This window comes from Corynebacterium mucifaciens (assembly GCF_012396315.1).
GTDB classification, from domain to species: Bacteria; Actinomycetota; Actinomycetes; order Mycobacteriales; family Mycobacteriaceae; genus Corynebacterium; species Corynebacterium mucifaciens.
Genome location: NZ_JAAXPF010000005.1, coordinates 23,737 through 48,878 on the forward strand (window position 1 = coordinate 23,737; position 25,142 = coordinate 48,878).

Sequence of the window (25,142 nt, forward strand, 5' to 3'; positions counted from 1 at the left end):
CACGCGTGGTGCGCCCCTCAGTGCGTTGTGGGGGTTGCTGATAGTGGGCCTGTTCAAATCCGGGACGGCCACCTCCAGCTCAAACAGCTACTGTGTATAGCCGGATGAACGAAAGCTACGCGACCAGTTCTCGGGGTAGGGGTCGGGCTTTAGGTGTACGAACTCGTAATTCTGACGCCGCCTCTTGCGTTTGTGTTGGGAGATTTCGCGCCTCTGTTGCAGGATCATGCTTTCAATCGCTGCTTCGGGAATCCTTTTCGGAGGTACTTCAACAACCTTGAACTCATAATCGCCGTTTACGTAGCATGCTTTCTCGCTGCCCGTCCTCGAGTGGGAGTACAGGTACCCGCGCTTGAGGTTCACACGCACTTTGCGGCCACATTCCGGGCAGTCAGTTTTACCGTCCCGAACTTCCAGTAATTTCGTCATATCGGGAATCTTCCCACAATGAGCGATATCTTGCGGGTACGCAGCCAGACATTGATTCTTGGTCTGAGCTACGACGGCAGCGGATGACACCCAACAATAGGACCAGACGGTCCCACCGTCGGCACCCGAGCCGGGTGAGAGCGTATAGAAATTGAGGACGTCGCATCGACAAAGAAGTTCTGCCCACCCTGTACGTCCGGCTAGACCTGCTCTTGGCCGGTATCCCGACAATTTAAATCTCTTCTTGACGAACCGAGCCGTCGATGGGGCGATAGGAGCACCACAATCACTTCGCAGGAGAGTGCTCTGCGAGGCATGCACTACGTATAGATTCCATTGCTTGAGCAGTACTGATGACCGGTCGCATTCGCCTTGACAGCCAAGGTTGGCAAGTTCGAACCTGTGCCTCTGCGATTCTCAACCTTCAATTTGCTTCGCCGGACCCAGGGCAGGTGAAGCAGCAAAAACCCGGCCAGAGAATGTCTCCTCTGACCGGGTTGCAATCACATTGGTAGCGGGGGCAGGATTCGAACCTACGACCTCTGGGTTATGAGCCCAGCGAGCTACCGAGCTGCTCCACCCCGCGTCGGGCGTTTATGTGATTTTCGCCTGTCGCCGTAACCGGCAACGTGGAGTAACTATACATACAGCAATAAATAGCGCCAAACCCACTGGTAAAAGCGGGTTTGGCACTATCGTTTCAACTCTCGAGTGGCGGGCTGGCGCCTGGCGTGCTTACTGCGCCCGCTGGTACTCCTCCACCGCGCGGTCGAGCTGGTCCAGGGCACGGCCGTACTCCTCGAAGGAGCCGTCGCGAGCGCCCTCCAGATTGCGCAGGGCGTCATTGATGCGGTTCATCGCCTCATCCCTGCCCACCTGTGGGGCATCCTGGTTCTCGTCCTGCTCACCCTCATTCTGGGCCGGCTGGTCCTCGCTGTTGGAATCGTCGCCCTCGTCCACGACCTCGATGTCCTGGGCCGCGGAGGAGTTGATGCCCACCTGGCTCAGCGCCTGGGAGATCGTCGGCGCGTAGCCCACCTGGCCACGGTAGAACACCAGCACGCGCAGCAGCTTCGGGAAGGCCGAGGCCTGGTCCTTGCGCTGCGAGTAGATCGGCTCGACGTAGAGGATCTCGCCGCCGCCCACCGGCAGGGTGAGCAGGTTGCCGTTCTTCAGGTCGTTCGTGCCCTCCCACAGGGTGCGGTCGCGCGCCACTTGGTCGGAGGACATCAGCGCGTCCTGCGCCTGCTTCGGGCCCTGGGTCTGCGTATTCGTCGGCAGCACACGCACGGTGATCTGTCCGTAGGTCTCCGGGTCGGAGGACACCGCCATGTGTGCCGAGAGGAACTCGCGGTTGAGGCCGCGGAACGGGGTGATCAGCTGGAAGGAAGGCTCGTCCGTCTCCGGGTCGGCAGCCACCACGTAGTACGGCGGCTGGTTCAGCTGGCCGCGGCCTTCCGGCGCGGTCGGGTCGTTCGGCACGGACCAGAAGGCGTCGTTGTTGAAGAACACGCCCGGGTCATCAACGTGGTAGCGGGCCAGCAGCTCACGCTGCACCTTGAACAGGTCCTCCGGGTAACGCAGGTGCTCGCGCAGGGAATCCGAGATGTCGGACGCCGGGCGGACCGTGCCCGGGAAAGTCTCCTGCCACGCCTTGAGCACCGGGTCGGACTCGTCGAAGGCGTAGAGGTCCACGGTGCCGTCGTACGCGTCCACGGTGGCCTTCACGGAGTTGCGGATGTAGCCCACGTTGTCCGTGATCAAGCGCTGGGTCGTGCCGTCCGGGTTCAGCGCGTCTTGGGTGGTGTCCTGCAGGGAGGTGCGGGTGGAGTACGGCAGCTGGGACAGCGTGGTGTAGCCGTCAACGATCCACTTCACGCGCCCGTCCACCACGGCCGGGTAGGTCTTGGAGTCCGTGGTCAACCACGGCGCAACCTTCTCCACGCGCTCGCGCGGGTCACGGTCGTAAAGCACCTTTGAATCCCCGCCCACGCGGTCCGAAAGCAGGAAGTTAAGCTCCTGGTACTTCACGGTGTAGGCGAGGCGGTTGACAATGTTGCCGATGTCCACGCCGCCCTTGCCGTCGTAGGTGTAAGTGGAATCGTCCGTGTCGTACTCCACCGGCCCCTGGCCGGTCTCGCCCACGATGGCGTAATCCAGCCCGTCGTCCGCAGACGAGATCACAGGGCCGTAGTAGATGCGCGGTTCGTCCACCTTGATACCCAGCTCCTCTGCGTCCTCAGCGGCCTCAGCGGCGGCGTTGGACTGCAGGTCGGAGACGGTGAAGATGGGCAAGCCACCGCGGGTGGAGCCAGCGTCTTGCGCCGCCTCGTCCACCGTGTTCGCCTGGGCGGCGATGAAGCCGTTGCCGTGGGTGTACACGGTGTGGCGGTTGATCCAATCGCGCTGGTTCTCGCTCAGCGAGTTCGGGTTCATCTCGCGCGCCGCCACGACAAAGTCGCGCATCTCGCCGTCGACCTCGTAGCGGTCCATGGCCAGCTGGTCCGGGAAGCCGTAGAAGTTACGCAGCTGCTGCATCTGGGTAAACGTCGGCGAAATGATCTCCGGGTCCAGAAGGCGCAGGTTGGCAATCGTGGCGGTGTCGGACGCTACCTCCGCGTTGGAGGTGTTTCCCGCGCCCCAGTTCTCCATGTATTCCACGCGCGTGTCCGTCAGGCCGTACGCCTCACGCGTGGCCTCGATGTTGCGCCCGATGTACTCGTATTCCTTGGCTTGGCGGTTCGGCTTGACCGAGAACTGCTCCATCAGCGCGGGCCAGACGTTGCCCACCACCACAGACGACAGCAGCATCAGCACCGTGGCCAGGACCGGGACGCGGAGGTCGCGGTAGACAATGGAGGCGAAGAACGCCGCGGCTACGAGCACCGCGATCACGGTGAGGATGATCTTCGCCGGCAGCATCGCGTTGATGGTGGTGTAGGACGCGCCGGTGAAGATGTCGTTACGCCCGTACAGCAGGTAGTAGCGGTCCAGCCAGTAGCTAACCGCCTTCAGCAGCATCCAGAGCCCGGCAGTGACGGCGAGCTGGATGCGCGCGTCTTTGCTGATGTGGCCGGAAATGCCGGACACCTTATTGCCGATGCGGATGCCGCCCAACAGGTAGTGCCCGACGGCACCGACCAAGAACGCGACAAGCAGCAGCATGGACAGGGTGTCCACCACCGCCGAAATGCCCGGGAGGGTAAACGCGTAGAAGCCGAGGTCGCGGCCGAACTCCGCATCGGTGGTGCCGAAATCGCCGCCGTTGAACCACAGCATGAAGACGCGCCACATCCGCTGGCCGGCAAGGCCGGAGAGGATGGCCACCACAACGGGCACCCACACCAGCAGACCGCGGACGCTCTGCTGCAGCTGCTGGCGGTATTGCGCGGCCTGGTCGAACGGCGCCGCGTCCTCCTTGGGCCGGCCCCGCCACGCAAAGCGGGCGGCCAGCCATGTCACTGCCCCGCCCAGCAGGGCGAAGATGATAAACAGCGCCACCCGCACCAGGATCACGCGGTTGAACACGCCCCGGAAATCAACCTCGCCGAACCAGAGGAAGTCGGTGTACAGCCCGACCGCCATTGGCAGGAGGATGAGAATAAGGCCGAGAATGGCCACGGTGGTCATGAGCCCCGTGTTCGGTTTCTTGGCGCGTGGTTGTGGCCGATTGAGGCGGGTAGCCAAGCCTGCTCCTTAAGAATTAGTGTGTGCAACGCAGATAAGCTTCGAGCTTAAATACTCCAACGTCCGAGCAGTCCGGAGGGTTCCCGTGCGCGAACAGCAAGCATTAAATAAGGCCATGATGGAGGCCGTCGAGTTCGTCCACGCCGAAGGCTGGGACGCTCCGCCCACCCTCTTCGGCCTCGTGCCGACGCAGCTGCTTGTGGACGAGCTGGTGGACCTGGATGATTCTTCCCCGCTCACGCTGGTGGTACAGGATTTGCCGGAGCACATCCTGCCGGGCTCCGAGGAATTGGGTGAGTACGTCTCCCGCATCGCCTGGCCCAGCGAGGTCGAGGGCGTGATCTTGGCGCAGGAGATCGTGTTCAAGGACGCCTCCGCCGGTGACGATGCCCAGCCGCGCCCCGCCCGTTTGTTCTCCGGGGTGCTGCGCGGGGAAGACCTCGACCAGACGCTGCTGCAGCTGCGCCTCACCGACGAGGAGCTGGAGGAGCGCGGGGCGTTCGCCCAGGACGACATCGAGCTGCGCGGCGGCCCCGGCATCGCGCCGGGCGTGCTGGCCGCGCTGCGCTACGGCCTCGAGCAGGACCCCGACGAGCTGGTTTAGTATGACACTCGTGTCTACTTTCCGGCCCCGTTCTCTCACGCTCACCGCCGCCGCAGCTGCAGCCGCACTGACGCTGTCTGCCTGCTCCACCGATTCCGACGACGCTGCGGACGACACCGCCGCGCCGGAAATCACCTCCACCGAGTCCCCCACCCCCGACACGCAGACGTCTGCGGTTACGGCGACGGACACCACGACCGTGTCGTCTGTGTCGTCGACCACCTCCTCAACGCGGGCGACGGAGAGGAGTTCGTCGGCGACGGAATCGACGTCGACAAGCAGCACCGCAAAAAGCCGCGACGAGAATGTACTGGGCGACGTGCGCGATCGCTTTTCGACGCTCGCTCCGCCCGAGTTCTTCGACCAGTTTGATTCCTGCGTAGCCGGTGGGCTGAGCGGGTCCTTCGACTGCTCCGGCGACGGGATCGGCCAGTTCCAGTTCTTCGACTCCGACTCGAAGGCCGCCTCCACGACCCAGCTGCTGACGGAGCTGCGCTCCTCGCGCGTGGTGGAGGACAACGGCGACCGTGTGGTGGGCTGGTCCACGCTGGGCACCTCGGCGATCATCACCGTGGTGGATAACCGCGAGGGCCAGGTCATGCAGCAGCTGATTTCCACCGACCAGGAGGATCCGCGCCAGCGCATCTACGACCTGGGCCTGGCGGAGCAGTAACTAGCAGGCGGGAACGTCGCGTCCCGCCGCGAAATCCTCCATCGCTTGCACAGCGTCGGTGAGCGTGTCCACCTTCGCCACAGTCATGTGGTCGGTGCGGGCGCGTTTGACCGCGTCGCAGTTGCCGGCGGGCGCGAGGAAGAGCTCAGCACCCGCGTCCTCCGCACCACGGATCTTGTGCTCGATGCCGCCAATCGCGCCGACCTCGCCGGCCTCGTTAATGGTGCCGGTGCCGGCGACGAATGTGCCGCCGTTAAGTGCGCCGGGGGTGAGCTTGTCGATGACCGCGAGCGAGAACATCATGCCGGCGCTTGGGCCGCCGACGTCGTTGAGGTTGTAGTTCACCGTGACACCGTCTGCCGGCTCAGAGGTCATGAGGATGCCCAGCATCGCCTGGCCCTTCTCGTGCGGGTTCTCCCCCAGCTCGATCGGCTCGGTGAGTTCGGTGCGCTCGCTGTCCCCTCGCTCGACGGTGACCTCGATGGTCTCGCCCGGCCGCTTGGCGCGGACAATGTCCTGCACCTCGTTCGGGGTGGAAACGTTGCGCCCGGCAATTGCGGTGATCCGGTCTCCCGGCTGCAGGATGTCCGCGGAGGCCGCGCCGTCAACGACGTCGTGCACCACCACCGTGGTCGGGCGGCCCAGGTAGTGCATCGCCGCGACCGTCGCTGACGCCTCCGAGGCCACAAACGCCTGCTGGTTGTACTCGCGGACCTGGTCCTCGTCCAGATCGGGCGGCAGGATCTGCTCCACCGGCACGATGGTGTCGTCGGTGGCGATCCACCGGCCGAGCGCCTGGCCGAGTGTCATGTTCGTGCGCACGGACACCGTGGTCATGTTGAGCTGGCCTCCGGTGTCCTGGGTCTGTGCGCCCTCGATGTCCACGACCGGCTCGCCGCCGACCTCGCCGAGCGTGTCGAAGGTGGGCCCGGGGCCTTCCGCCGCGTAGGGCACCGTCAGGCGGATGTCGGTGCCCGGGATGTGGTCCACGGTCAGCGCTCCCGCGAGCAGGACAACCGGGATGGATCCCCACACCAGGGTCGACCACCGCCGGTTTCTGGCTTCAAGGCCTTGTGACATGGGCGCAGATTCTAGCGCAGGCCGCGCGCACCACCCGTGCTGGCTCTCAGCGAACCCATGAGCGCGCAGGCTGAATGTATTCTGGCGGTTATGACTAACGGATTTGGCTTCTCCTTCCCCAACGACTCCAACGACGACGGCGACAACGGCGACAACAATCGGGGCGGCGGAAACGGCCGCGGGGACGGGCGCGGCGACGGCGACGCGTCAAACCCGTTCGCGGCATTCGGAATCGGGGGAAGTTTCGGCGGCGGCCAATCCGGCGGGGGCGGCTTGGGCGACATGTTTAACCAGCTCGGCCAAATGCTCTCTGGCATGGGCTCTTCCATGAACGCCCAGGACAGCGGCGACGCGGTGAACTTTGAGCTCGCCGCACGCATGGCACGTCAGCGCGTCGCTGGGGCCAGCCCTGTTTCCGAGGCAGACACCCGTGCCGCCGAGGAATCGCTGCGCTTGGTGGAGCTGTGGCTGGACGAGGCCACCGACCTGCCGGCGAGCGGGGCAAGGGCCCAGGCGTGGAACGCCGAGCAGTGGCTGAATCAGACCATGCCTATGTGGAAGCGGCTGGTCAACCCGGTTGCCGAGCACATGAACCGCGCCCAGCTGGACACGATGCCGGAACAGGCCCGGGAAATGATGGGCCCGATGGCCGGGATGCTGAACCAGATGAATGCCATGCAGTTTGGTATGAAGCTCGGCCACGCCCTCGGCGACCTTGCCCAGCAGGCGCTCACCGGCACCGACTTTGGCTTGCCGGTGGCTCCCGCAGGCACCGCCGCGGTGCTGCCGCGCAACATCGCGGAGATTTCCAAGGGGCTGAATCTGCCCGGCCAGGAAGTCATGGTCTACATCGCCGCCCGCGAAGCCGCGCGCCAGCGCCTCTTCCGCCACGTGCCGTGGCTGGTGGAGCGCGTCGTGTCCTCCGTTGAGGAATACGCGGCAGGCTTGGAGATCGACACCTCCCACATCGAAGAAATTGCCCGCAACCTCAACCTCGAGGGCGGCGACCCACAGCAGATCCAGGAGGCGCTGCAGAACCTGCAGGGCGAGGACCTCTCCCCGCGCGTGGGCACCCGCAACGAAGGCGCGACCTCGCGGTTGGAGACCCTGATTGCGCTCGTTGAAGGCTGGGTCGACGTGGTGGTGGCCGACGCCCTCGGCGAGCGCATCCCGTCCACGCCGCAGCTGGCGGAAGCGTGGGCGCGCCGCCGTGCCACCGGCGGATCGGCCGAGCAAGCCTTCGCCAACATCGTCGGTATCGAACTCGGCGCGCCGCGCACCCGCGACGCGGCGGAGCTGTGGCGCCGCATCGACACCGCCGTGGGCACGGAACGCCGCGACCAGGTGTGGAACCACCCGGACTTCCTCCCCACCGCGGAGCACCTGGACAACCCGGCAGCTTTCATTGACACGCTGCTAGACGACCAGCCGGACACCGACTTCGACGACGAGTTCGCCAAACTCGAGCAGGAGCTGCGCGACAACCCGGAGCTCAAGCGGGAAGACAGCGACGGCACAGACGACGGCCGCGAGGACGGCACCGAGCTCTAGCCGCCAGCGTCTTCGGAACGGGCTTCCGGCTCGCCGAAGCGCTGGTACGCCTCGAGGTAGCCGCGGGCACGCTCTGCCTGCGGCGCCCGATCCGCCCACGCGTAAAACTCCGCGCTGTGGTTGGGAATGAACGTGTGCGTGAGCTCGTGGACGATCACCGCGTTGAGGACGTAATCCGGGACCTGCCTGAGCCTGTCGCTGATGCGGATATCCCCGGTGGACACGGTGCAGGATCCCCACCTGGAACGCTGGTTAGACACCCAGCGGATCGAACCGATGCTCGCCCGCCCCTCCAAGACGCTCGCGTTCAGGGATTCGGCGCGGGACCGCAAGGAGGCGTCGTCACGCCGGCGCGCCCGCGTTTTCTTTGCCAGCTTGGCCAGCATCTCTTCGACCACCTCCCGCTCCTGCGCCTGCGTGAAGTGGGCAGGGATGCGGATCTCCGCCACTCCGCCGACGAGCCTTGCCTGCACCGACCGGGTCCTTCGCGCAGAGCGGATGACGCGGTACGGCGTCGGTTCGGATCCAGTTTCCCTGCCAGCCATAGCCTTGCATTGTAGGATCCCGCCCTGGGGGTGGATGCAGGGATGATCAACGAGCACACACAGGTGAAACTCGCAGGCAGCGCACACCCGTTTTTGCGCGCCGCGAACGTGATCCAATTTGGCGCAGACGCCACGCGCACGGGGCTGGTAACCACAGACCACGCCGAGGACGTCGCGGCGGTGCTGGCCACGCTGCTGCGCCCGCGCCAGGTGAGCTGGGTGGTCGACCAACTTTCCGCGCTGCTAGGAGATGCCGCGGCGCGCAGCCTGGTGGACGACCTCGTGTCGTACCGGATACTCGTGCCCTCGACCAAGCCTGCCGTGTTGTTGGTGGGCTGCGGTGCGCTCACCACGTCGCTGGCCACGCAGCTCGGCGAATCCGGGCTGCTCGTTCGCGCACCCGCGCGGGGCGAGGCGCTGTCGCGGTTTCTCCTGCGCACCGACCGCTGGTTGCCCGTTGCCGCGGTGAATGCGACGGCCCAGCTCGGCGAGCTCGCCGCCCTCACCCGGCTGCGCCACGGCCCAGTGCTGCCGGTGACGCAGGTGGACGCGCGCGTGGTTGTCGGCCCGGTGTGCGCACGACCCGGGCCGTGTCCGCTGTGCGCGCGCCTGTACCTGCTGGACCGGGACGCGAACTGGGATGTGGTGGAACAGCACGTGCCGTTCAACGCCCACGGCGAGGCGGCGACTGCGGCTGCCGGCGCCGCCTTTGCCGCGGTGGCACTGCGCCGCCTGGCTGGAGTGCCTGATCCGCCGGGGGTGTCCGCCCCCGCGCCCACGCCGGGCCAGCTCACCGTGGTGGACCCGTTCGCGCCCACCCCGCTCGCCACTGCGCCGGTGCCGCCGCACCCGGACTGCCCGGTGTGCTTCTAGGGGCTGCCCGCACCGCTTAACGGAACTGCTCGAGCACGCCTAGAACGCCGGCGCCGTAGTTTTCCACCTTGACAGGGCCCACACCGGAGACGCCGAGCAGCTCGCGCTCATCCGCCGGCATGGCTTCCGCGATGGACATCAGCGTGGCATCGGTGAACACGACGAATGCTGGCTGGTCGGCGGCGCGTGCGACCTCTAGCCGCCAGCGCTTCAGCGCGGTGTAGACGGCCTCGTCGTAGCTGGGCTCGCACTCCTCGTGCCTGCCCAGTGCCTTGTCCGCCGGAGTGGCCAGCGGGTTGCCGCAGACACGGCACCGCTTTGCGCGTTTGAGCCGCTGCGGGGACTGCTCCACCTCGACCTCCGGCACGATGCCGTCGAGGAACCGCGAGCGGGAACGGTTCTTGTTGCCGCCCTCCTGGCGAGCCAGCGACCACGACATATGCAGGTGCTCGCGCGCACGTGTCACGCCGACGTAGAACAGGCGCCGCTCCTCCTCGATCTGCTCGTCGCCCGCCTTGATCGCGTGGGAAATGGGCAGCGTCTTCTCCACCAGACCCACCAGGAAGACGGCATCCCATTCCAGGCCCTTGGCGGCGTGCAGGCTGGCCAGGGTCACGCCATCCACGGCCGGGGGCTGCTTCGCCTCCGCACGACGGCGCAGCGAGGCCAGCACCTCCTGCATCGTCGATGCCTCACGGGTGCGTACGATCTCCTCAATCAGATCCACCAGCGCGTTCAGCGACTGCCACCGCTCCCGCGCCTGCGCACCCTCGGGTTCCGTGGGCGTGAGGCCGAGCGGTGCGAGAGCCGCGCGGGCGACCACCACTGGGTCGTCCGGCAAGTCCGTGCGCTTGGAGGCGCGCACCAGCTGCGCGAACGCCTCGCGTATCTCCGCTCGCTGGAAGAAGCCCTCCCCGCCGCGGACTTGGTAGACAATCCCCTCGTCCGCCAGCGCCGCTTCGAAGGCCGCGGATTGCGCGTTGATGCGGTACAGGATGGCGATTTCGCGGGCCGGGACGCCGTCGCGAAGCAACTTGCGCACCGCCTGCGCGACGGCGCGCGCCTCCGACGGTTCGTCGTCGTAGCCGTTGAACTGCGGTGTCGGGCCATGGCCGCGCATGCCCTCCAGCTGCAGGCGGGTGCCGGCGATGCGGCCGGACGCCTTGCCGATGACCGTGTTGGCCAGGTCCGTGATCTCCACGGTGGAGCGGTAGTCGCGCTGCAGCTTCACGACGGTCGCGTGGTCGTACGTCCGCGAGAAGTTGAGCAGGTATTCCGGGGTCGCGCCGGTGAACGAATAGATGGTCTGGTTGGCGTCCCCGACCACCGTAAGGTCGTCGCGCGTGCCCAGCCAGCCCTCCAGCACCCGCTGCTGCAGCGGCGTGACGTCCTGGTACTCGTCCACCACGAACGACTGGTACTGCCCGCGGAACTCCTCCGCCACCGCCGGCGCGTTCTCCAACGCCCCCGCGACGTGGATGAGCAGGTCGTCGTAGTCCAGCAGCATGCCCTCCGGGCTGGTCTTTGCCTCCTCGTAGAAGCGGTAGACCTGTGCGACCTTGTTCGCGTCCGCCGGCGGGGTGCGCGGGGAGTCGCCGACACGCTGCACGTAGTCTTCCGGGCCAATCACACTGGATTTCGCCCACTCGATCTCGCTGAGCAAGTCGCGCACCATTTCCTTGCCCGTGTCCAGACCGGCGGAGCGGGTGGCGCGGGCGACGATGGGAAACTTGTTATCCAGCAACCGCCAGGGCAGGTCGCCGGCGATCTGCGGCCAGAAATACTGCAGCTGGCGCATCGCCGCGGAGTGGAACGTGCGCGCCTGGACGCCACCAATGCCCATGGCGGTGAGGCGGTCACGCATCTCCCCCGCCGCGCGCTTGGTGAACGTCACTGCGAGCACGCGGTTGGGAGCAACCTGCCCGCGGTCGATGAGGTTTGCAATGCGGTACGTGATCGTGCGGGTCTTTCCCGTGCCCGCACCTGCCAGTATGCACACCGGCCCCCGGGGGGCTTCCGCCGCCACGCGCTGGTCCGCATCCAGCACGCTGAGATCAATCGCCATCGGTGTGCTCCTTCCGCGGGAGGTGGTCTGGATGTGGGGTGGTGGGATGTAGCGCCCATTGCTCGATCAGCGTGCGCGCGATCGAGCCTGGTGCGGCGAGGGTGAGGCTATCAAGCTCTTCTCTGGTGGCCCACACCGTGCGGGCGAGCTCCCCATCCACCGCCGCGATCGGGTCAATGTCCGCCGTGCGCGCCGTCATCCCCAGCATCAGCGCACCCGACGCCGGCCACGGCTGGGAGCGAAGATAGGCGATGTCAGTGGCGCGGCGCCCAGTTTCTTCCATCACCTCTCGGGCGAACGCCGCTTCTAAGGTCTCACCGACATCCACGTACCCGGCCACCAAGCTGAGATAGCCGGGGCGGCGGGCGTTTTCCACCAAGAGGATGCGCTCACCCGCCAGGTCTTCCACCACGCCGATGACAGACGGGTCCAACCGCGGAAAGATCGCATGGCCCGACGCGCCGCGTGCGACGATGCCGCCGTCGCCCCACGTCAGCTCCGAACCGTCAACGGGGTCGAAGCGGTAGCGTTCCCGCGCGTTGACCAGGCCAATGGCGCGTGCGGCCAGCGGGTGACCCGCGTGGGAACGGGCGTCTCCTGTGGCGCCGGCGGAGCCTGCCAGGTCCGCCGCATCCACGCCGTGCACCCGGGCAGCGGTGATGCCCGGGCTGACGTGCACGTGGGACGACAGCGTGGCGGCGGCCGGAGGGGCGTCGAAAAGCAGTGGCTCCCCGTTCGAGGTGAGTGGGAACCTTCCTGCGGCGTCGATGAGCAAGAACACGGCGTCAGCCCCGCTGCGTGGTCGCGCCGTTCATGCGCACGTACAGCAGACGATCGCCCGGCTCCACCGTCTCCGCCTCGGGGGAATCGATGCGGTAGAGCTCGCCGGAGCGCACGACCCCGAGCACAATGTCGGCGAGGTGGCGGGGGTTCGCGCCAACCTCGTCGTCGGCGATCTGCCGCTCGGCGACGGCGAATCCCTCGTCTGGGCTGAGCAGGTCCTCCATCATCTCCACCACCGGCGGAGTCACGGTGGCGATGCCCAAGAGGCGGCCGGCGGTCTCGGAGGAGACCACGACCGAGTCCGCGCCGGACTGCATGAGCAGGTGCTGGTTCTCGCCCTCTCGGACGCTGGCCACGATCATGGCGCTCGGCGCCATCTCGCGCACGGACAGGGTGATCAGCACCGCGGTATCGTCCGAAGACGGCGCCACGATCACGGACCGTGCTCTGCTCACAGCGGCGACGCGCAGCACGTCGGACTTTGTGCCGTTGCCGTGCACGGTGATCAGACCGCGCTTTTCCGCCACGGTGAGCGCGGCCGGGTCTGGGTCGATGACGACGATCGACGACGGTGCTGCCCCGCCCGCGATCAGGGCGTCGATGGCCGAGCGGCCCTTCGTGCCGTAGCCGATGACAATAGTGTGGTTGCGCACGCTGTTCCTCCATTGCTGGATTTGGAGTGTCTTGCGGGAATCCTCCGTCAGCACCGACAACGTGGTGCCGACGAGGAGCATGAGGAAGGCCACGCGGGCCGGGGTGATGAGGAAGATGTTGATCAGACGCGCTGTCTGTGTCACCGGGGTGATGTCGCCATAGCCTGTTGTGGAGAGCGTCACCGCCGAGTAATACAGCGCGTCGATGAACGTCAACGGCTCGGAGTAGCCCGCACGGTCGAGGTAGGCCAGGAACGCGACGGCGATGATGAGCAGAAGGGCGTACCCGAAGCGCCTGGCGATCAGCGCCCACGGTGTGGCGCGCGCGTCGGTCGGGATGTTGACCACGTCGAGCAGGCTGTGCACCGGGATCTCGGTGAGATTGGTGGCATCCGCTCGCAGCGACAACAGGCTCCGAAGCTTCATCCCTGTCGCTCCTCGCTTTCCGTTACAGTTACGCCACTCTCTGGCCTTGTGTCGGGCCTCGTGTCGGGCCCGGGCTCGGCGCCGCCAAGCATTGTCTCGAGCTGCTCAGGATCAGGCAAGTAGCGCGGCGCGAACGTCTCTCCCGTGCGCACGTAGAAAAATACAGCCCGCACCGGCTTGCCGTCATGTGCAATCCGGCGCCACGCCTCACGGTAGACCGCGAGCTGCAGCTGCGCCGATTCCATCGCGTCACGGGAGGGTTTTTCCCCGGTTTTCCAATCGACCACCACCCAGCCGTCCGGCTCGGCAAAGACCGCGTCCATACGCCCGCGCACAACCGCATCACCGAGCGACAGCTCAAACGGGTGCTCGACATATTCCGGGGTGCGCCGGGCCCACTCGCTGGCCTCGAAGTTTCGCTTCAGCCGCTCCAAGGTTGCGCGGTCGACCTCTGCGTCGTCGTTGCCCGGCAGCTCGTCTTCCGTCAGCAGCGGGCGGGCCCCGTAGTAGTCTTCGAGCCACTCGTGGAAGGCGGTGCCGCGCTTGGCGTAGGTGTTGGGTTTAAACGGCACCGGCCGTCGCGCCCGCCGGGCGAATTGTTCCGGATCTGCCCGAAGCGCCACCACGTCCGACGCGGTGAGCTCGCCCGGCATCACTACCGGCACGTCGGCCGCCTGCGCCGCCTCGTGCTCCTCGATGAGCGCTGTCGCGTCGCGCTCCCACAGCGAGAAGAGCTCGCCCTCGGCGTAAGGAGGCAATTCCTGCATAGCCGCGCGCACGGCATCCGCCGCGGCGAGGTCGCCGGGGCTCGGCGCATAGTGCGGCCAGCGACCAGTGTCCTGCGAGGGACCACCCGCTGCGGCATCACCGTTGTCTGCGGCAGGCTCGTCCTCCGCGTCCGCCCCGTCATCCCACGCCACGATGGAGGCTTCCGGCACCCGGTCACGCATGGCGGCGAAGTGCCCGTACGGCTCGGCTTCCTTTGCCACCCCGTCACGCCGGCGGGACCCGGTGACGATGAGGCGTTGCGCAGCCCTGGTCACCGCAACGTAGAACAGACGCGACGACTCTTCGGCTAATTCGCCCGCGACTTCCTTAAGCCAAGCCTTGCCCGCCTTTTCAAAGTCCGTCCGGTTCTCCACCTCGGCGAAGAAGGGATATACGTCCGGATCACCGAACGTCTCGGTGGGCAGGTACCGGGTGAGGGTCAAAAACGTCTCCGTCTTTGCCTTGTACGTTTGCGCGTCAGCGTGCAGCACCGCCACGGTGTCCCACTCCAAGCCCTTCGCCTTGTGGGCGGTGAGAATCTGCACCCGGTCCTCTTTCACCATCACCGCTCCCGGCGCGAGACCGTCTTCGAACTTGCGGGCCAGCTCGAAGTAGTTCAACAACCCGTCCAAGCTTGTGCCCGGGTAGGCGGCTACCTCCTCCATCAGCCGGTCCAGATGCACCGCGCCCGACGCTGCGCTGCGCGCCAAGACCTCTGTGCGGATGCCGAAGACGTGGATAATGTCCGCGAACACGTCGCTGAGCCGTTTGCCCAAGCTGTGGGTGCGCAGCCAGCGCAGCTTGGCCGCGGTGTCACGCATGCGGGCCAGGCCTTCCTCGCTGTAGCGCTCCGGCTCCCCCAAGTCAGCCAGCGCGTCGGTGAGCCCCTCAGGTTTGTCTCCGCTGGCGGAAATTTCCTCCGCTCGCGCAGTCAGGTCGTCCAGCTGAGCAAGGAGGTGCTCCGTGGCATCCGTCGGGTCGTGCTCCAGTGACGTCTCTGCCGCCGACCCGCGCAGGTTGCTTGCACGAGTAGCCAGCGCCTGCAGGTCCGCGAGGCCCAAGCCCACAGCCGGTCCGCTCAGGATGCGTAGTGCGGCGGCAGCGTCGTCGGGCCGCACCAGCATGGTTGCAACGGCGACGGTGTCGGCGACTTCAGGAACGTCGAGGAGCCCGGCGAGGCCCACAATCTCGTACGGCACCCCCCGCTCTTCCAGCGCGGCAGCGAGCACCGGCGAGTGGCGGTTTTTCCGCACCAGCGCCGCGGCTGAGAACGGGCGCCCAGTCTCAGACGCCTCGCGGTATTCCTGGGCAAGCCGGTCCGCGACGAAGGCGATCTCCGCATCGTGGTGTGGGAAAAACCCGAGGGTGACATCGCCGGCGTCCGCGCCAGGGCGAGCCTCAAGCGCTGCCACCGCCCGGGTCTCAGCGGGGCCTAACACCGCGTCTGAGACGCCGTTGGCCAGATCCAGTACCTCCGGCGGGTTGCGCCAGGAGGTGGTCAACTGCTTCTTTGGCGCGGGGCCCTGCGCGGTTGGGAAGTCCTCCACGAAGGCCTCCAAGTTCGCCGCCGTGGCGCCGCGCCAGCCGTAGATGGCCTGCATCGGGTCTCCGACAGCGGTCACCGTCAGCTCGGGGTCCGCGCCTTCGCCGAACAAGCTGCGCAGCAGCACACGTTGGGCGTGCGAGGTGTCCTGATACTCGTCCAGCATGATGACCCGGAAACGCGCGCGCTGCGACGCCCCCACTGTCCGGTGGTCGCGCGCCAATTTTGCGGCGACGGACATCTGCTCGTTGAACGTCACCACCCCGCGCCGGCGTAGCTCCGCATCCAGCTCCTCCACCAGCGGTAGCAGCTTCGTGCGCTCCTCCTGCTTGGAACGCCATCCCGAGAGCGTCTTGGTGAACTCAACGCGGGCACGCGGACCGGTTGGATACGACTCAGTTTCGGCCAAGAAGTCGTGTGCGTGTTCGCGCACCCAGTCGGGGGCCGCGAGCTCGTTGCCCATCGAGGTGCTGAGCGCAAGGAGGTTCTCCACCACGGTGGAAAGCGACGGGTTATCCCCCAGCTCGGTAAGCAGCCCGCCCGAATAGTTCACAACCACGTCTGTAGCGATGGCGTGCAGTTCCGCGTCTGTGATCAGCCGGGCATCCGGCTCGACCGGCACAAGCAACCCGTACTCCCGGATAAGCTGCCCGGCGTAGGAATCGTAGGTGGACACCGTCGGCGCAATGACTTGCAGGTTGCGTGCCAGCTCCCCCGACGGGTCGAGGCGGCGCACCAAGTCGGTGTTCTGCGCAAGCGCGTCTAGACGGTCGCGGATGCGTTTGCCCATCTCCTGCGCCGCCTTGCGGGTAAACGTGAGCCCCAGCACCTCATCTGGGCGGACGTAGCCGTTGGCGACGAGCCACACGACACGGGCGGCCATGGTCTCGGTCTTGCCCGCGCCCGCGCCCGCGACGACGAGCAACGGGCCCGGCTCAGCGCCGATGACCGCCGCCTGCTGCTCGGTGGGCGGGAACTTCTGGCCGAGGTATCGCGACAGCAGCGTCGGCGACATGGGGTTCGGGTTACGCATGGTGGATCGTCGCTCCTTCCGGTTGCACTGGGCACAGGGCTCGCACAGCGCAGCGGTCACACTGCGGCCCAGTAGCCGCCAGCAGCGTGGGCCCCGCGATCTCTTCCGGCAGCCTGTCCAGGCTCGACGAGAGCGCAGCGAGCTCGTCATCGGTCTTCGCCGCCTGCTCGCGCGTGGACAGCGAGGATTTACTCGCGTTGGGATACACGAGGACAGCGCCGCCTACCTCGAGAGGCTCCCCGCCTCCTCCGGCTGTGACCACCTTCCCGTTGAGAAACTCGCCGCGTGCTAACGCAAGCTGGTACGTGGCTAGCTGGGCGTTATCCGCCGTTGCCGCAACAGTGGGCGGGTTCTTCCCCGTTTTGAGGTCGACGATGTGCACGGCGCCACTGCTATCGCGCTCCAGCCGGTCCAGACGGCCGCGGATACGCACGGCGTCGCTGACCTGAACGTCAACATCCGCCTCAACCGCGAGCTGCTCGAAGGTGCCGCGGGTTGCTTCCAGCCAGCCGCGTGAACGCTCCAGCATTGCGCGAAAGTCCGCGATGTCTCGCTCGACCTTCCATTCTGGTGCCGAGCCCGCCGCCCGGCGCGCCGCCACGGTGGCTTGCAGCGCGTCTTCCTCGTCTGCACCCGCACCGAGCGCTTCGAAGTAGGCGTGGGCCATCGAACCGTAGACCATCTCCAGCGTTTCGTTGAGGCCGGACATCCGCTCCAGCACCGCTTTCATGGGGCATGCGAGCAACTGCTCCACCCGCGATGGGGATAGCGCCCGCGCGGTGTCCAACCGGGCTTCGGTCGAGGGCGTCGTGGTAGTCCACCACTGCTCCGGCGCGGCGCCGAGCACCCCAGCGTCTGCCAGGCGGGCAAGCTGCCGGGCGGCTTGCGCCCGTTGCGCCTCGCCCGTTTCCGGGTCAGTAACCACGCGCCGGAATTCGGCGATGAGGTCGTCGTGGGCAAGCAAGCGCACGACGGCCACGTCGTCCGCGGCGACATCGCCGCCCCGCGTGCTGGCGGATGCGACGGCATCGTCTAACGAGTCCGCGATCCGCGCAGGCTTCGCCTCGAGGGCGTGGTCGCGGCAGAACTCTTCCACGAAGCGGGAGCGCTGTTCCACCTCGTCACCGTTGTCGCTCTCCACGGCCGTGACCAGCAACTGCTCAGTAGCGCGGCTGGTGGCTACCGTGAACAGGCGGCGTTCCTCGACCAGGCGCTCGTTGATGTGGGACACCGGCACCGCGGGGTCCACTCCCTCATCGATAAGATCGACCAAATCCTCTTGTCTGAACAGCGATCCTGTTTCACCCAGGCTGGGCCAGGTCAGTTCCTGCACCCCGGCGACGATGACCCGGCGGAACTCCCGCCCCGCTGCGCCGTGCGCGGTCAGTACTGCCACCGCGTCCGGGGTTGCGTTTCTCCGGTCGCGCACGCCGGTGGGCAACTCTTGTTCAGCGATGGAATCGACGAAGGATTCGATACCGGCCGTCGGCCTGCGCTCCGTGTAATCGCCGGCCGCGTCGAACAGCGCCATCACGGCGTCCAAATCCAGGTCCGCCTGCGAGCCGGTTGCGCCACCACGCAGCGCCATCGCCATGAGCCGGTTGGACAAGCCCGTGGCGTGCCAGAGGGCCCACAGCACCTCTTCGACACTGCCACCGTCGGCCAAAGCGGTGCGCCCAGCATCGATCACATCTCGCACCCGCCGCAGAATATCCAGCTCGCGGTCGGTGAGCACAGTGTCGAAATCAGGGAGTCCGTCAGGGGAAACGAGGAGCCCCCGCAATGTGTCTTCCGCACGAGAATCGGGTGCCCAGCGCCGCAGGCCGCGCAGGAGCCGCCGCAGCGTCACCGGGTCCGCCCCGCCGACGGGGCTGAGCAAGAGCTCCCGCCACTGAGTGGCTGGAAGTTCTTCGTACAAGGCTCGCATGCCAAGCAGCAACGCGGCCACGATCCGCTGCTCCCCCAGCACGAGGTCCGTGGGGTTCAATGCCACCGGCACACCTGCGCGCAGCAAAGCCCGGCGCGTTGGCTCCAACAGCGGTGTCGAGCGCACCACAACCGCCATATCCCGGTAATCCACACCGTCTTCGAGATGGGCGCGCCGCAGCACGTCGCTGACAAGTGCAAGCTGCGTGCCGCTGCTATCCGCAATCGCAACTGAGCGTTCCGGGTTCCGCTTCGAGGATCCGAGGTCGATGACCTCATGCGTCATCCCACCGAGGTCGCGGAAGAACGCGGGTGAGGCCCCGCGGAAACGAAACACCGACTGCTCTATGCTGCCGCCGACAACGCCAAGATCCGCCTGCCGCAGCAGCCGCTCAACGAGTTCGGCGGACGCAGGGGCAAGGTGCTGCGCGTCGTCCACGATCACGGTGTGCCACCGCTGCGGCAACTCCACCCGGAGGGCAGCGTCGATGAGCTCCGACGCGGACATCCGGTGCACCCCGGACAACGCCATCACCTGCTGGTATTCGCGCAGAAAATCGCCTGAGGCGGACCAGATGGGAATGCCGTGCGCCTCCCCGAGCTGCACTAGGGCGTCCGGGCCTAGCCCGCGCTCAATGGCGCGCAGAAGGAAGTCCCTCAGTTGGCGGGCAAACCCCACCATCGGCAACGCGGGGCGAAGGTCTGCCGGCCAGGCGCCTCCGCCGTCTTCGGCATGGCCCTGGAGGAGCTGGCGAATCACCGCGTCCTGCTCCGCGCCTGAGATCAGTCGAAGCTCCTCGTCCAGCTGCTGCCTGACCAGCGCGAACGCCAGTGAGTGCACGGAGCGCACCACCGGCTCGTCCGAGATAAACCCCGACGCCGCGAGGGCATCCGACAGTTCCGCACGAAGTCTTGCTCCGGTCTCCTTGGAGTCCGTCAGCACAAGCACTCCACCAGCGCCACTAGCTCCGTCGGCCTCGCTGAGGTCGCTTCCGCGAGTGCGGATCGCTTCTGCGGCGGTGTCCAGCAGAAAACTCGACACCCCGGAACCGGGCGCTCCGGTGACCTTGTATAGCCCGCGCTGCGGCAGCGCTGTCGGCCACTCGCGCACGGTCTTTTCTCGCGAGCGCGGTACGAGGTACGCCTTCGGTTCAAGCGCCACTGGGGGCACGGGAGAAGATCGACGGGAAGCCATGCGACAGATTGTGTCACTCACTCCGACACGAGGATCGTTTGCACCCGCTCAGCTATCGAACGTATGTCCGATCCCGCACTCTTAGCACAGGCCAGACGGTATTCCAGCGCGCGGTTCGCCAGCTCCCGCAACCCGGGCACATGCGCCCACCTGTCCAGCACCGCCTCATCCACCGCGCCGCTCAAAAGCCCGTCGACAATCACCAAGGCAGCGGTGAAGCCGCGAGGGCGTTTGCCTGCGGACGGCACAAGGTCGGTCAGCGTCGGCGCAGCATCTCCCGAGTACAGCAGGCAGGACCCGAAATCCACGTGGGCCACCACATCACCGGGTTCTTCCGAGTAGCCGTCCCACACCGCCCGTTCTGCGGCAGCGAACACGTCGTCCCGGTCCACCGCAGGTGCGTCGATCCCGTCCATTGCGTCGTCGTAGCGCAGCGCGGCGGACACGGCCTCGTCGATACGCGAAAAGGGGCGCCCCTCCACAAACTCGCCGGCTTTGAAACCGCCTACAACGAGGCGGCCGTCCGTCGCCCGCACAGGGCGCGAGACCGCGATGCCGTGTCCGAATTCGCCGGCGCGATCCCGCGCCTTACCGGACCATGCCGCGGTGGGAGCCGCCCGGGACACGACGACCCGCCCGAAGCGCACGCCGTTGTCCCATGCCGCACCAAGCGGTGTGCCAGCGTGCCCGTCGAGCTGGAACGCAGAGAGAACGTGCCCGGGAATTGCTGCGGTTGCGCGTGTGCTCAACTGCAACCCCCTAGAGCGCAGCCGGTCGCGGATACGGCCACGGGTTGGCCCGGCATGTGTCCGCATTATCCGGGTATTGGCCATCCGGGGTCATCTCGCGCAGCTGCGCGTTGTTCAAGCTCAGCGTCTGCTGCATCATGATCGGCGCGAGCGCGTTCGGCTCCGGGCACGGTTCATGCGTCGCAAAGCCGACGGCGTGGCCCACCTCGTGATTGATCAGGTACTGGCGGTAGCTGCCCAGGTCGCCCTGGAACGGCACCGCACCCCGGACCCAGCGCGACTCGTTGATAATCACGCTGTCTTCACCGGTGATGCGGGTGCGACAACTGGTTTCTGTGCCCAGCTGGGCGCCGCAGAGCTCGGCGGTGGTGTCCAGCGACGCCAAGCGAATCTTCAACGTCGGGTTGTCGTCGACGCTCACGTGCTCGAAGCGGAATCGCGGGTCGTTGGTCCAACTGCGCGGATCGCTCAACGTCGCATCCACCATGTGCGCGAACGCGTTGTCCCCGCCGTAGCCGGAGGTGTCAACACCCCGCTCCACCTCGACGGCGTAGCGCACCACAAGCTCGGTGCCGTCGCCCGCAGTCATGCCGGGGGCGCCGACCTCGTAAAAGGTGCCCTCGCCCGTGGTGGTGTACGGGCCACCCGGGGGCAGGTCGTCCGGGTCGAAGTGACCTTCTGCGATCTCGGCCGGCTCCAGGGCCCTTTCCCCACCGCCGTCACCGCCCTCGGCCGACACCACGGATTCGAGCGCTACGTCTTCGGGGTTTTGCACCATGTTGATCAGGACGAAGACGGTGATCACCGCCAAGACGGGGATGGCGTACGCGCGCCACCCGTACTCGCGGGCGAACGCAGCGAGCCTGCCCTCCGGGTCACCCGTCCGCCTGAGGGAGCCGTCGCCGTTCTGGCTGGGTCGCACCCCCTGGGAGCCCCGGGCGCCGCGTTCATGCGCCCCGTGCCCACGAGCCCCGTGCCGTTGTGTCATAGGTGCGTAATTTAGCGCATGAAACCAACGGTTCGGGCCGCGGCGGTACCCTGCTCCACGTACACGATGCGGTCGGTGCGGATGAGGTAGGTGCGGCCCTTGTCGTCCTCTACCTTCAGCGTGGCTTGCCCGCCGCTGATGGCCTGCTCGACGGTGGAAATGATGTCTTCCTGCCCCTCCGGCAGCTTGATCGTCAGTTCGCGCGGGCTGTCTGCAAGGCCGATCTTGATATCCATGGTGTCGCTCACTGTCCTTTAGATCATTCGCTTCAGCGGTCTCCCGCTCTGCCGCTGCGGCAGGCATGTCTCAGCCCGCTCGCACACTGCAGTCATTGTAGCCGCCTGACGTTAAGATGAACGCGTGCCCTATTCAGCTGAGAGTGAACACGCCCGCGTTGACGCCGGCGGCTCGGTGGGTGCCGAGACACCGCCCCCGACCTTCGCTCAGTTAGGCGTCGCAGCTGAAATCGTCGATGCGCTCGCTCAGCGCGGCATTGTGCGCCCGTTTTCTATCCAGGAGCTGACGCTGCCAAGGGCGCTGGTAGGCCGGGACATCATCGGGCAGGCGCGGACCGGCATGGGCAAGACCTTCGGCTTCGGCGTGCCGCTGCTCGACCGTGTCTTCGACGACGCCGACATCGAGGAACTCGACGGCACCCCGCGGGCGCTGGTTATTGTGCCCACCCGCGAGCTCGCGGTGCAGGTGGGCGACGATCTCGCCCATGCGGCGTCGCTGACCCCGGTGCGCGTCACCACGATATACGGCGGCCGGCCCTACGAGGAGCAGCTCGCTGCGCTTCAACAGGGCGTGGACGTGGTCGTCGGCACGCCCGGGCGGCTGATCGATCTGTGGCGGCGGGGCGATCTCAACCTCTCTGCCGTGGCCATCCTCGTGCTGGACGAGGCGGACGAGATGCTGGACATGGGGTTCCTGCCCGATATCGAGACGCTGTGGGCGGCCGTGCGCGACGACGTGCAGGCCATGCTCTTCTCCGCCACGATGCCCGGCCCGATTCTTTCCCTCGCCCGGGCGAAGATGCATACGCCGGTGCACATCCGCGCCGAGGCCGCGGACGCCCCAAGCACCCACGACACCACCCGCCAGGTGGCGCTCAAATCCCACCGCATGGACAAAACGGCAGTCGTCGCCAAGGTCCTCCAGGCAAATGATCGGGGACGCACCATCATCTTCGCCCGCACCAAGCGCTCGGCCGCGGAACTTGCAGAGGACCTCGCCCAGCGGGGCTTCGCCGTCGCTGCGGTGCACGGCGATTTAAGCCAGCGCGCCCGCGAGGCAGCGCTCGACGCGTTCCGGCGGAGCGACGCCGACATTCTCGTCGCCACCGATGTTGCGGCGCGAGGCATCGACGTCGAGGATGTCACCCACGTCATCAACTTCCAGACCCCCGACGACCCGATGACGTACGTTCACCGCATCGGCCGCACCGGGCGCGCGGGAAAGAAGGGCACCGCGGTGACCCTGGTGGGTTACGACGAGGTGGCGAAATGGCAGGCGATTAACGACGAGCTCGCGCTGGGTGCCCGGGATCTGCCTGAGTGGTTCTCTACCTCCCCGGAATTGCACCAGGCGCTTAACATCCCAGACTCGGCGACGGAGCGCGTCGGCCGCCCACGTACAGTGCTCGGAGCACGGCCGGCTAAGCCCTCTGGCAAGCCCTCGGCTAAGCACTCAGGAAGGAGTCGGCGATGAACGCTCCCCTGCGCCGCACCCGCGGCGATCTCATTGCTACCGGAGTCATCGCCGGCATCTCCGCATTGCTTGTCGGCGCCGCATTCTTCACCGCACCCGCGCGCGACGCGCACCTTGCCCCCGCCGCGGGGGAGCAGCAGGATTACGGTCGGCTTGCCGTTGCCCCTTCCGCGTTGAGCGAGAGCTTTACCCTCCGCGACACCTCGGGCCGCGACCAACCGTTGGTGGCCAATGGGTTGATCATCACCTACGACAACAACACCCTGAGCGCCACCACCCCGGAGGGCGAGACGGTGTGGACGTACGAGCGCCCCAATGAGCTCTGCTTGGTGGACCAGGCGTGGGACAAGGTCGTGGCCGCGTACCGCAACAACGCGGGTTGTGGCGACGTCGTGGCAATCGATGCCAAGACGGGCACCTACGCGGGGACCCGTTCCGCTATTGCGCCGGACAACGTCGTCCGCCTCGCATCCAACGACCGGGTTGGCTACGCCAGCGCCGAACGCGTTGAGCTTTGGCGGTCGGACTTGGTGCGCACCGTGGAGTACGGCCGGGTGGAGGCGAAGCAGGAGCCGAAGCAGCAGCCGCACGAGTGCACCATTACCTCCGCGCTGACGCGCAAAGAGCTGCTCGCGGTGACAGAGATCTGCGACGACGGCGCGTTCCTGCGCCTGCAGGAGGCGACGCCGGAAGATTCCCGCGAACCGGAAATCCTCGCGGACATCCCTGTTAGCGAGGACGCCTACCTGGTGGCCATCTCGCAGGACGCGGCCGCTGTGTACGACCCCGCTACGTCTGAGGTGCGGGGGTACGACAAAGATGGCGCCACCATGAGCACGTCCTTCGTCCCGCAGCTGGACGCCCCGGAGATTGGCCCCGACGGGGTGGTGAAGAACCTGCCAGTAGCGGATCTTCCGCACCACATGACGTACTGGGAGAACGGATCGCTCGTGCTCATGGAGCCAGCCAACCTCGAGGTGACCGGGGTGTTTCAGGACGCATTAGGCACCGGCGTCGCCGCGGGGGACGCACTCTTGTACGCCACAGACAACGGCATCGTCGCCGCGGACTGGCACGCCACCGCCCCGGAGCGGGTCATTCCCGTTGACCGCGGCGGCTATTCGGGCCCTGTGCACATCGCGTCTGCGGGAGCGACTGTGGTGGAAAAACGCGGCGACGAGGTCGTCGTTATGCGCGCAACCACGTCGTAACCCGGCTCCCCGCCAGGCACCGGCCGCCTGGCTCTACCGGCGCGCTTTGCGCAGCTCGTAACGCGCTTCGTTGTAGTCCCGCGTGGCCGGGTGGAAGATACCCACCAGCGCGAGCAGCGCCGAGGCGAGCGTGGCTACACCGAGCAGGGGCGCGCCTCCGCGGAACATGTAGACGGCCACGCCCGCGAGAATCGCCTCCACTAGGACCACTGCCCCGGTCGCCCGAGGGGTGCCTTTCAACGTCGATACCGCGGCGTACCCGACAAACCCGAAGATGATGAGCAAAAACACGGCCGTGCCGATGTTCACGTAGCTGGCCGCCGCCGACTCGGATTCAAGTGTGGACGTGTGGTCAGTGAACTGGGAGATGATCAGCGTGGCCACGTAAATAAAGATGGCAGCGCACTGCACCAGCACTACGACCGCGCTAAAACGCATGATCGCGGGAACGGTGCCGAGCTCGTTCTGGGCGGGTTCAGAGTTGGTGTTCACGGCTAGTTAGTCTATGCCCTCCGCCGCCCGCTGCAGAGCCACTCCCATTCACGCTCCGCGATTTGACGGACACTCACACTGCGCACATCATCCTTTCTGCAGCTCAGAGCACCTACTTGCCACCCCATACGTCAACCCACGGTTCACCTCGCAGACCC

18 protein-coding genes and 1 tRNA gene are annotated in these 25,142 nt (G+C 66.6%); 6 read left to right on the forward strand and 13 right to left on the reverse strand.

All coding sequences use genetic code 11. The annotated features are described in order from the left end of the window. Positions 1 to 938: 938 nt before the first annotated feature. A tRNA-Met gene (locus HF989_RS05580) sits at positions 939 to 1,015 on the reverse strand. Between the two features lie 149 nt (positions 1,016 to 1,164). Then, the gene (locus HF989_RS05585; protein WP_246233827.1) at positions 1,165 to 4,059 is read right to left on the reverse strand and encodes a UPF0182 family protein; all 2,895 of its coding nucleotides are present in this window, start codon (positions 4,057 to 4,059) and stop codon (positions 1,165 to 1,167) included. 172 nt (positions 4,060 to 4,231) lie between these two features. Here HF989_RS05585 and HF989_RS05590 point away from each other — a divergent pair, with 172 nt between their 5' ends. Then, positions 4,232 to 4,720, forward strand: a complete 489-nt coding sequence (locus HF989_RS05590) for a PPA1309 family protein (RefSeq protein WP_051952150.1) — start codon at positions 4,232 to 4,234, stop codon at positions 4,718 to 4,720. A gap of 1 nt (position 4,721) precedes the next feature. Further along, a complete protein-coding gene (locus HF989_RS05595; RefSeq protein ID WP_168684671.1) occupies positions 4,722 to 5,393 on the forward strand; it encodes a hypothetical protein in 672 nt (223 codons plus the stop codon). Here HF989_RS05595 and HF989_RS05600 read toward each other — a convergent pair whose 3' ends face one another. Beyond that, a complete protein-coding gene (locus tag HF989_RS05600) occupies positions 5,394 to 6,473 on the reverse strand; it encodes a YlbL family protein (protein WP_168684673.1) in 1,080 nt (359 codons plus the stop codon). A 90-nt stretch (positions 6,474 to 6,563) separates the two neighbouring features. On the opposite strand from HF989_RS05600, the gene HF989_RS05605 reads away from it, so the two are divergent. After that, positions 6,564 to 8,024 carry a zinc-dependent metalloprotease gene (locus HF989_RS05605; protein WP_168684675.1) on the forward strand — a complete coding sequence of 487 codons (1,461 nt, stop codon included), beginning with the start codon at positions 6,564 to 6,566 and terminating at the stop codon, positions 8,022 to 8,024. On the opposite strand, the gene HF989_RS05610 is transcribed toward HF989_RS05605, so the two are convergent. Beyond that, positions 8,021 to 8,569 (reverse strand): M48 family metallopeptidase, encoded by a 549-nt coding sequence (locus HF989_RS05610; RefSeq protein ID WP_168684676.1) that lies wholly within the window; start codon positions 8,567 to 8,569, stop codon positions 8,021 to 8,023. The genes HF989_RS05605 and HF989_RS05610 overlap by 4 nt on opposite strands. 42 nt (positions 8,570 to 8,611) lie before the next feature. Here HF989_RS05610 and HF989_RS05615 point away from each other — a divergent pair, with 42 nt between their 5' ends. Then, a complete protein-coding gene (locus tag HF989_RS05615) occupies positions 8,612 to 9,442 on the forward strand; it encodes a hypothetical protein (RefSeq protein ID WP_168684678.1) in 831 nt (276 codons plus the stop codon). 16 nt (positions 9,443 to 9,458) lie between these two features. Here HF989_RS05615 and HF989_RS05620 read toward each other — a convergent pair whose 3' ends face one another. The 8 genes from HF989_RS05620 to HF989_RS05655 are packed head-to-tail and all read right to left on the reverse strand — an operon-like array spanning position 9,459 to position 21,807. Continuing rightward, the gene (locus HF989_RS05620) at positions 9,459 to 11,507 is read right to left on the reverse strand and encodes an ATP-dependent DNA helicase UvrD2 (protein ID WP_168684680.1); all 2,049 of its coding nucleotides are present in this window, start codon (positions 11,505 to 11,507) and stop codon (positions 9,459 to 9,461) included. Continuing rightward, positions 11,497 to 12,288 carry an NUDIX domain-containing protein gene (locus tag HF989_RS05625; protein WP_168684682.1) on the reverse strand — a complete coding sequence of 264 codons (792 nt, stop codon included), beginning with the start codon at positions 12,286 to 12,288 and terminating at the stop codon, positions 11,497 to 11,499. Before HF989_RS05625 ends, HF989_RS05620 begins: the two co-directional genes overlap by 11 nt. Before the next feature lie 4 nt (positions 12,289 to 12,292). Further along, positions 12,293 to 13,369: a potassium channel family protein gene (locus tag HF989_RS05630; RefSeq protein ID WP_168684684.1), complete on the reverse strand. Its 1,077-nt coding sequence runs from the start codon at positions 13,367 to 13,369 to the stop codon at positions 12,293 to 12,295. Further along, positions 13,366 to 16,713 (reverse strand): ATP-dependent helicase, encoded by a 3,348-nt coding sequence (locus tag HF989_RS05635; RefSeq protein WP_246233821.1) that lies wholly within the window; start codon positions 16,711 to 16,713, stop codon positions 13,366 to 13,368. The genes HF989_RS05630 and HF989_RS05635 overlap by 4 nt, the downstream gene beginning before the upstream one ends. Then, positions 16,706 to 19,834 carry an ATP-dependent DNA helicase gene (locus tag HF989_RS05640; protein ID WP_168684686.1) on the reverse strand — a complete coding sequence of 1,043 codons (3,129 nt, stop codon included), beginning with the start codon at positions 19,832 to 19,834 and terminating at the stop codon, positions 16,706 to 16,708. Before HF989_RS05640 ends, HF989_RS05635 begins: the two co-directional genes overlap by 8 nt. Positions 19,835 to 19,851: 17 nt before the next feature. Further along, positions 19,852 to 20,583, reverse strand: a complete 732-nt coding sequence (locus HF989_RS05645; RefSeq protein ID WP_168684688.1) for a hypothetical protein — start codon at positions 20,581 to 20,583, stop codon at positions 19,852 to 19,854. Between the two features lie 10 nt (positions 20,584 to 20,593). Further along, positions 20,594 to 21,571 (reverse strand): DUF3152 domain-containing protein, encoded by a 978-nt coding sequence (locus HF989_RS05650; protein WP_168684690.1) that lies wholly within the window; start codon positions 21,569 to 21,571, stop codon positions 20,594 to 20,596. Between the two features lie 11 nt (positions 21,572 to 21,582). Beyond that, entirely contained in the window at positions 21,583 to 21,807 is a 225-nt protein-coding gene (locus tag HF989_RS05655) for a DUF3107 domain-containing protein (protein ID WP_038613772.1), read from the reverse strand. Positions 21,808 to 21,982: 175 nt separating this feature from the next. Here HF989_RS05655 and HF989_RS05660 point away from each other — a divergent pair, with 175 nt between their 5' ends. Together HF989_RS05660 and HF989_RS05665 are read left to right on the forward strand one after the other, a co-directional pair. Further along, positions 21,983 to 23,281 (forward strand): DEAD/DEAH box helicase, encoded by a 1,299-nt coding sequence (locus tag HF989_RS05660; RefSeq protein WP_168684851.1) that lies wholly within the window; start codon positions 21,983 to 21,985, stop codon positions 23,279 to 23,281. Next, positions 23,278 to 24,492 carry an Rv3212 family protein gene (locus tag HF989_RS05665; RefSeq protein ID WP_168684692.1) on the forward strand — a complete coding sequence of 405 codons (1,215 nt, stop codon included), beginning with the start codon at positions 23,278 to 23,280 and terminating at the stop codon, positions 24,490 to 24,492. Before HF989_RS05660 ends, HF989_RS05665 begins: the two co-directional genes overlap by 4 nt. A gap of 33 nt (positions 24,493 to 24,525) precedes the next feature. Here the strand turns inward: HF989_RS05665 and HF989_RS05670 are convergent, their stop codons facing one another. Then, on the reverse strand, positions 24,526 to 24,984 hold the full coding sequence (locus HF989_RS05670) for a hypothetical protein (protein ID WP_168684694.1): 459 nt from the start codon (positions 24,982 to 24,984) through the stop codon (positions 24,526 to 24,528). Positions 24,985 to 25,142: the final 158 nt, after the last annotated feature.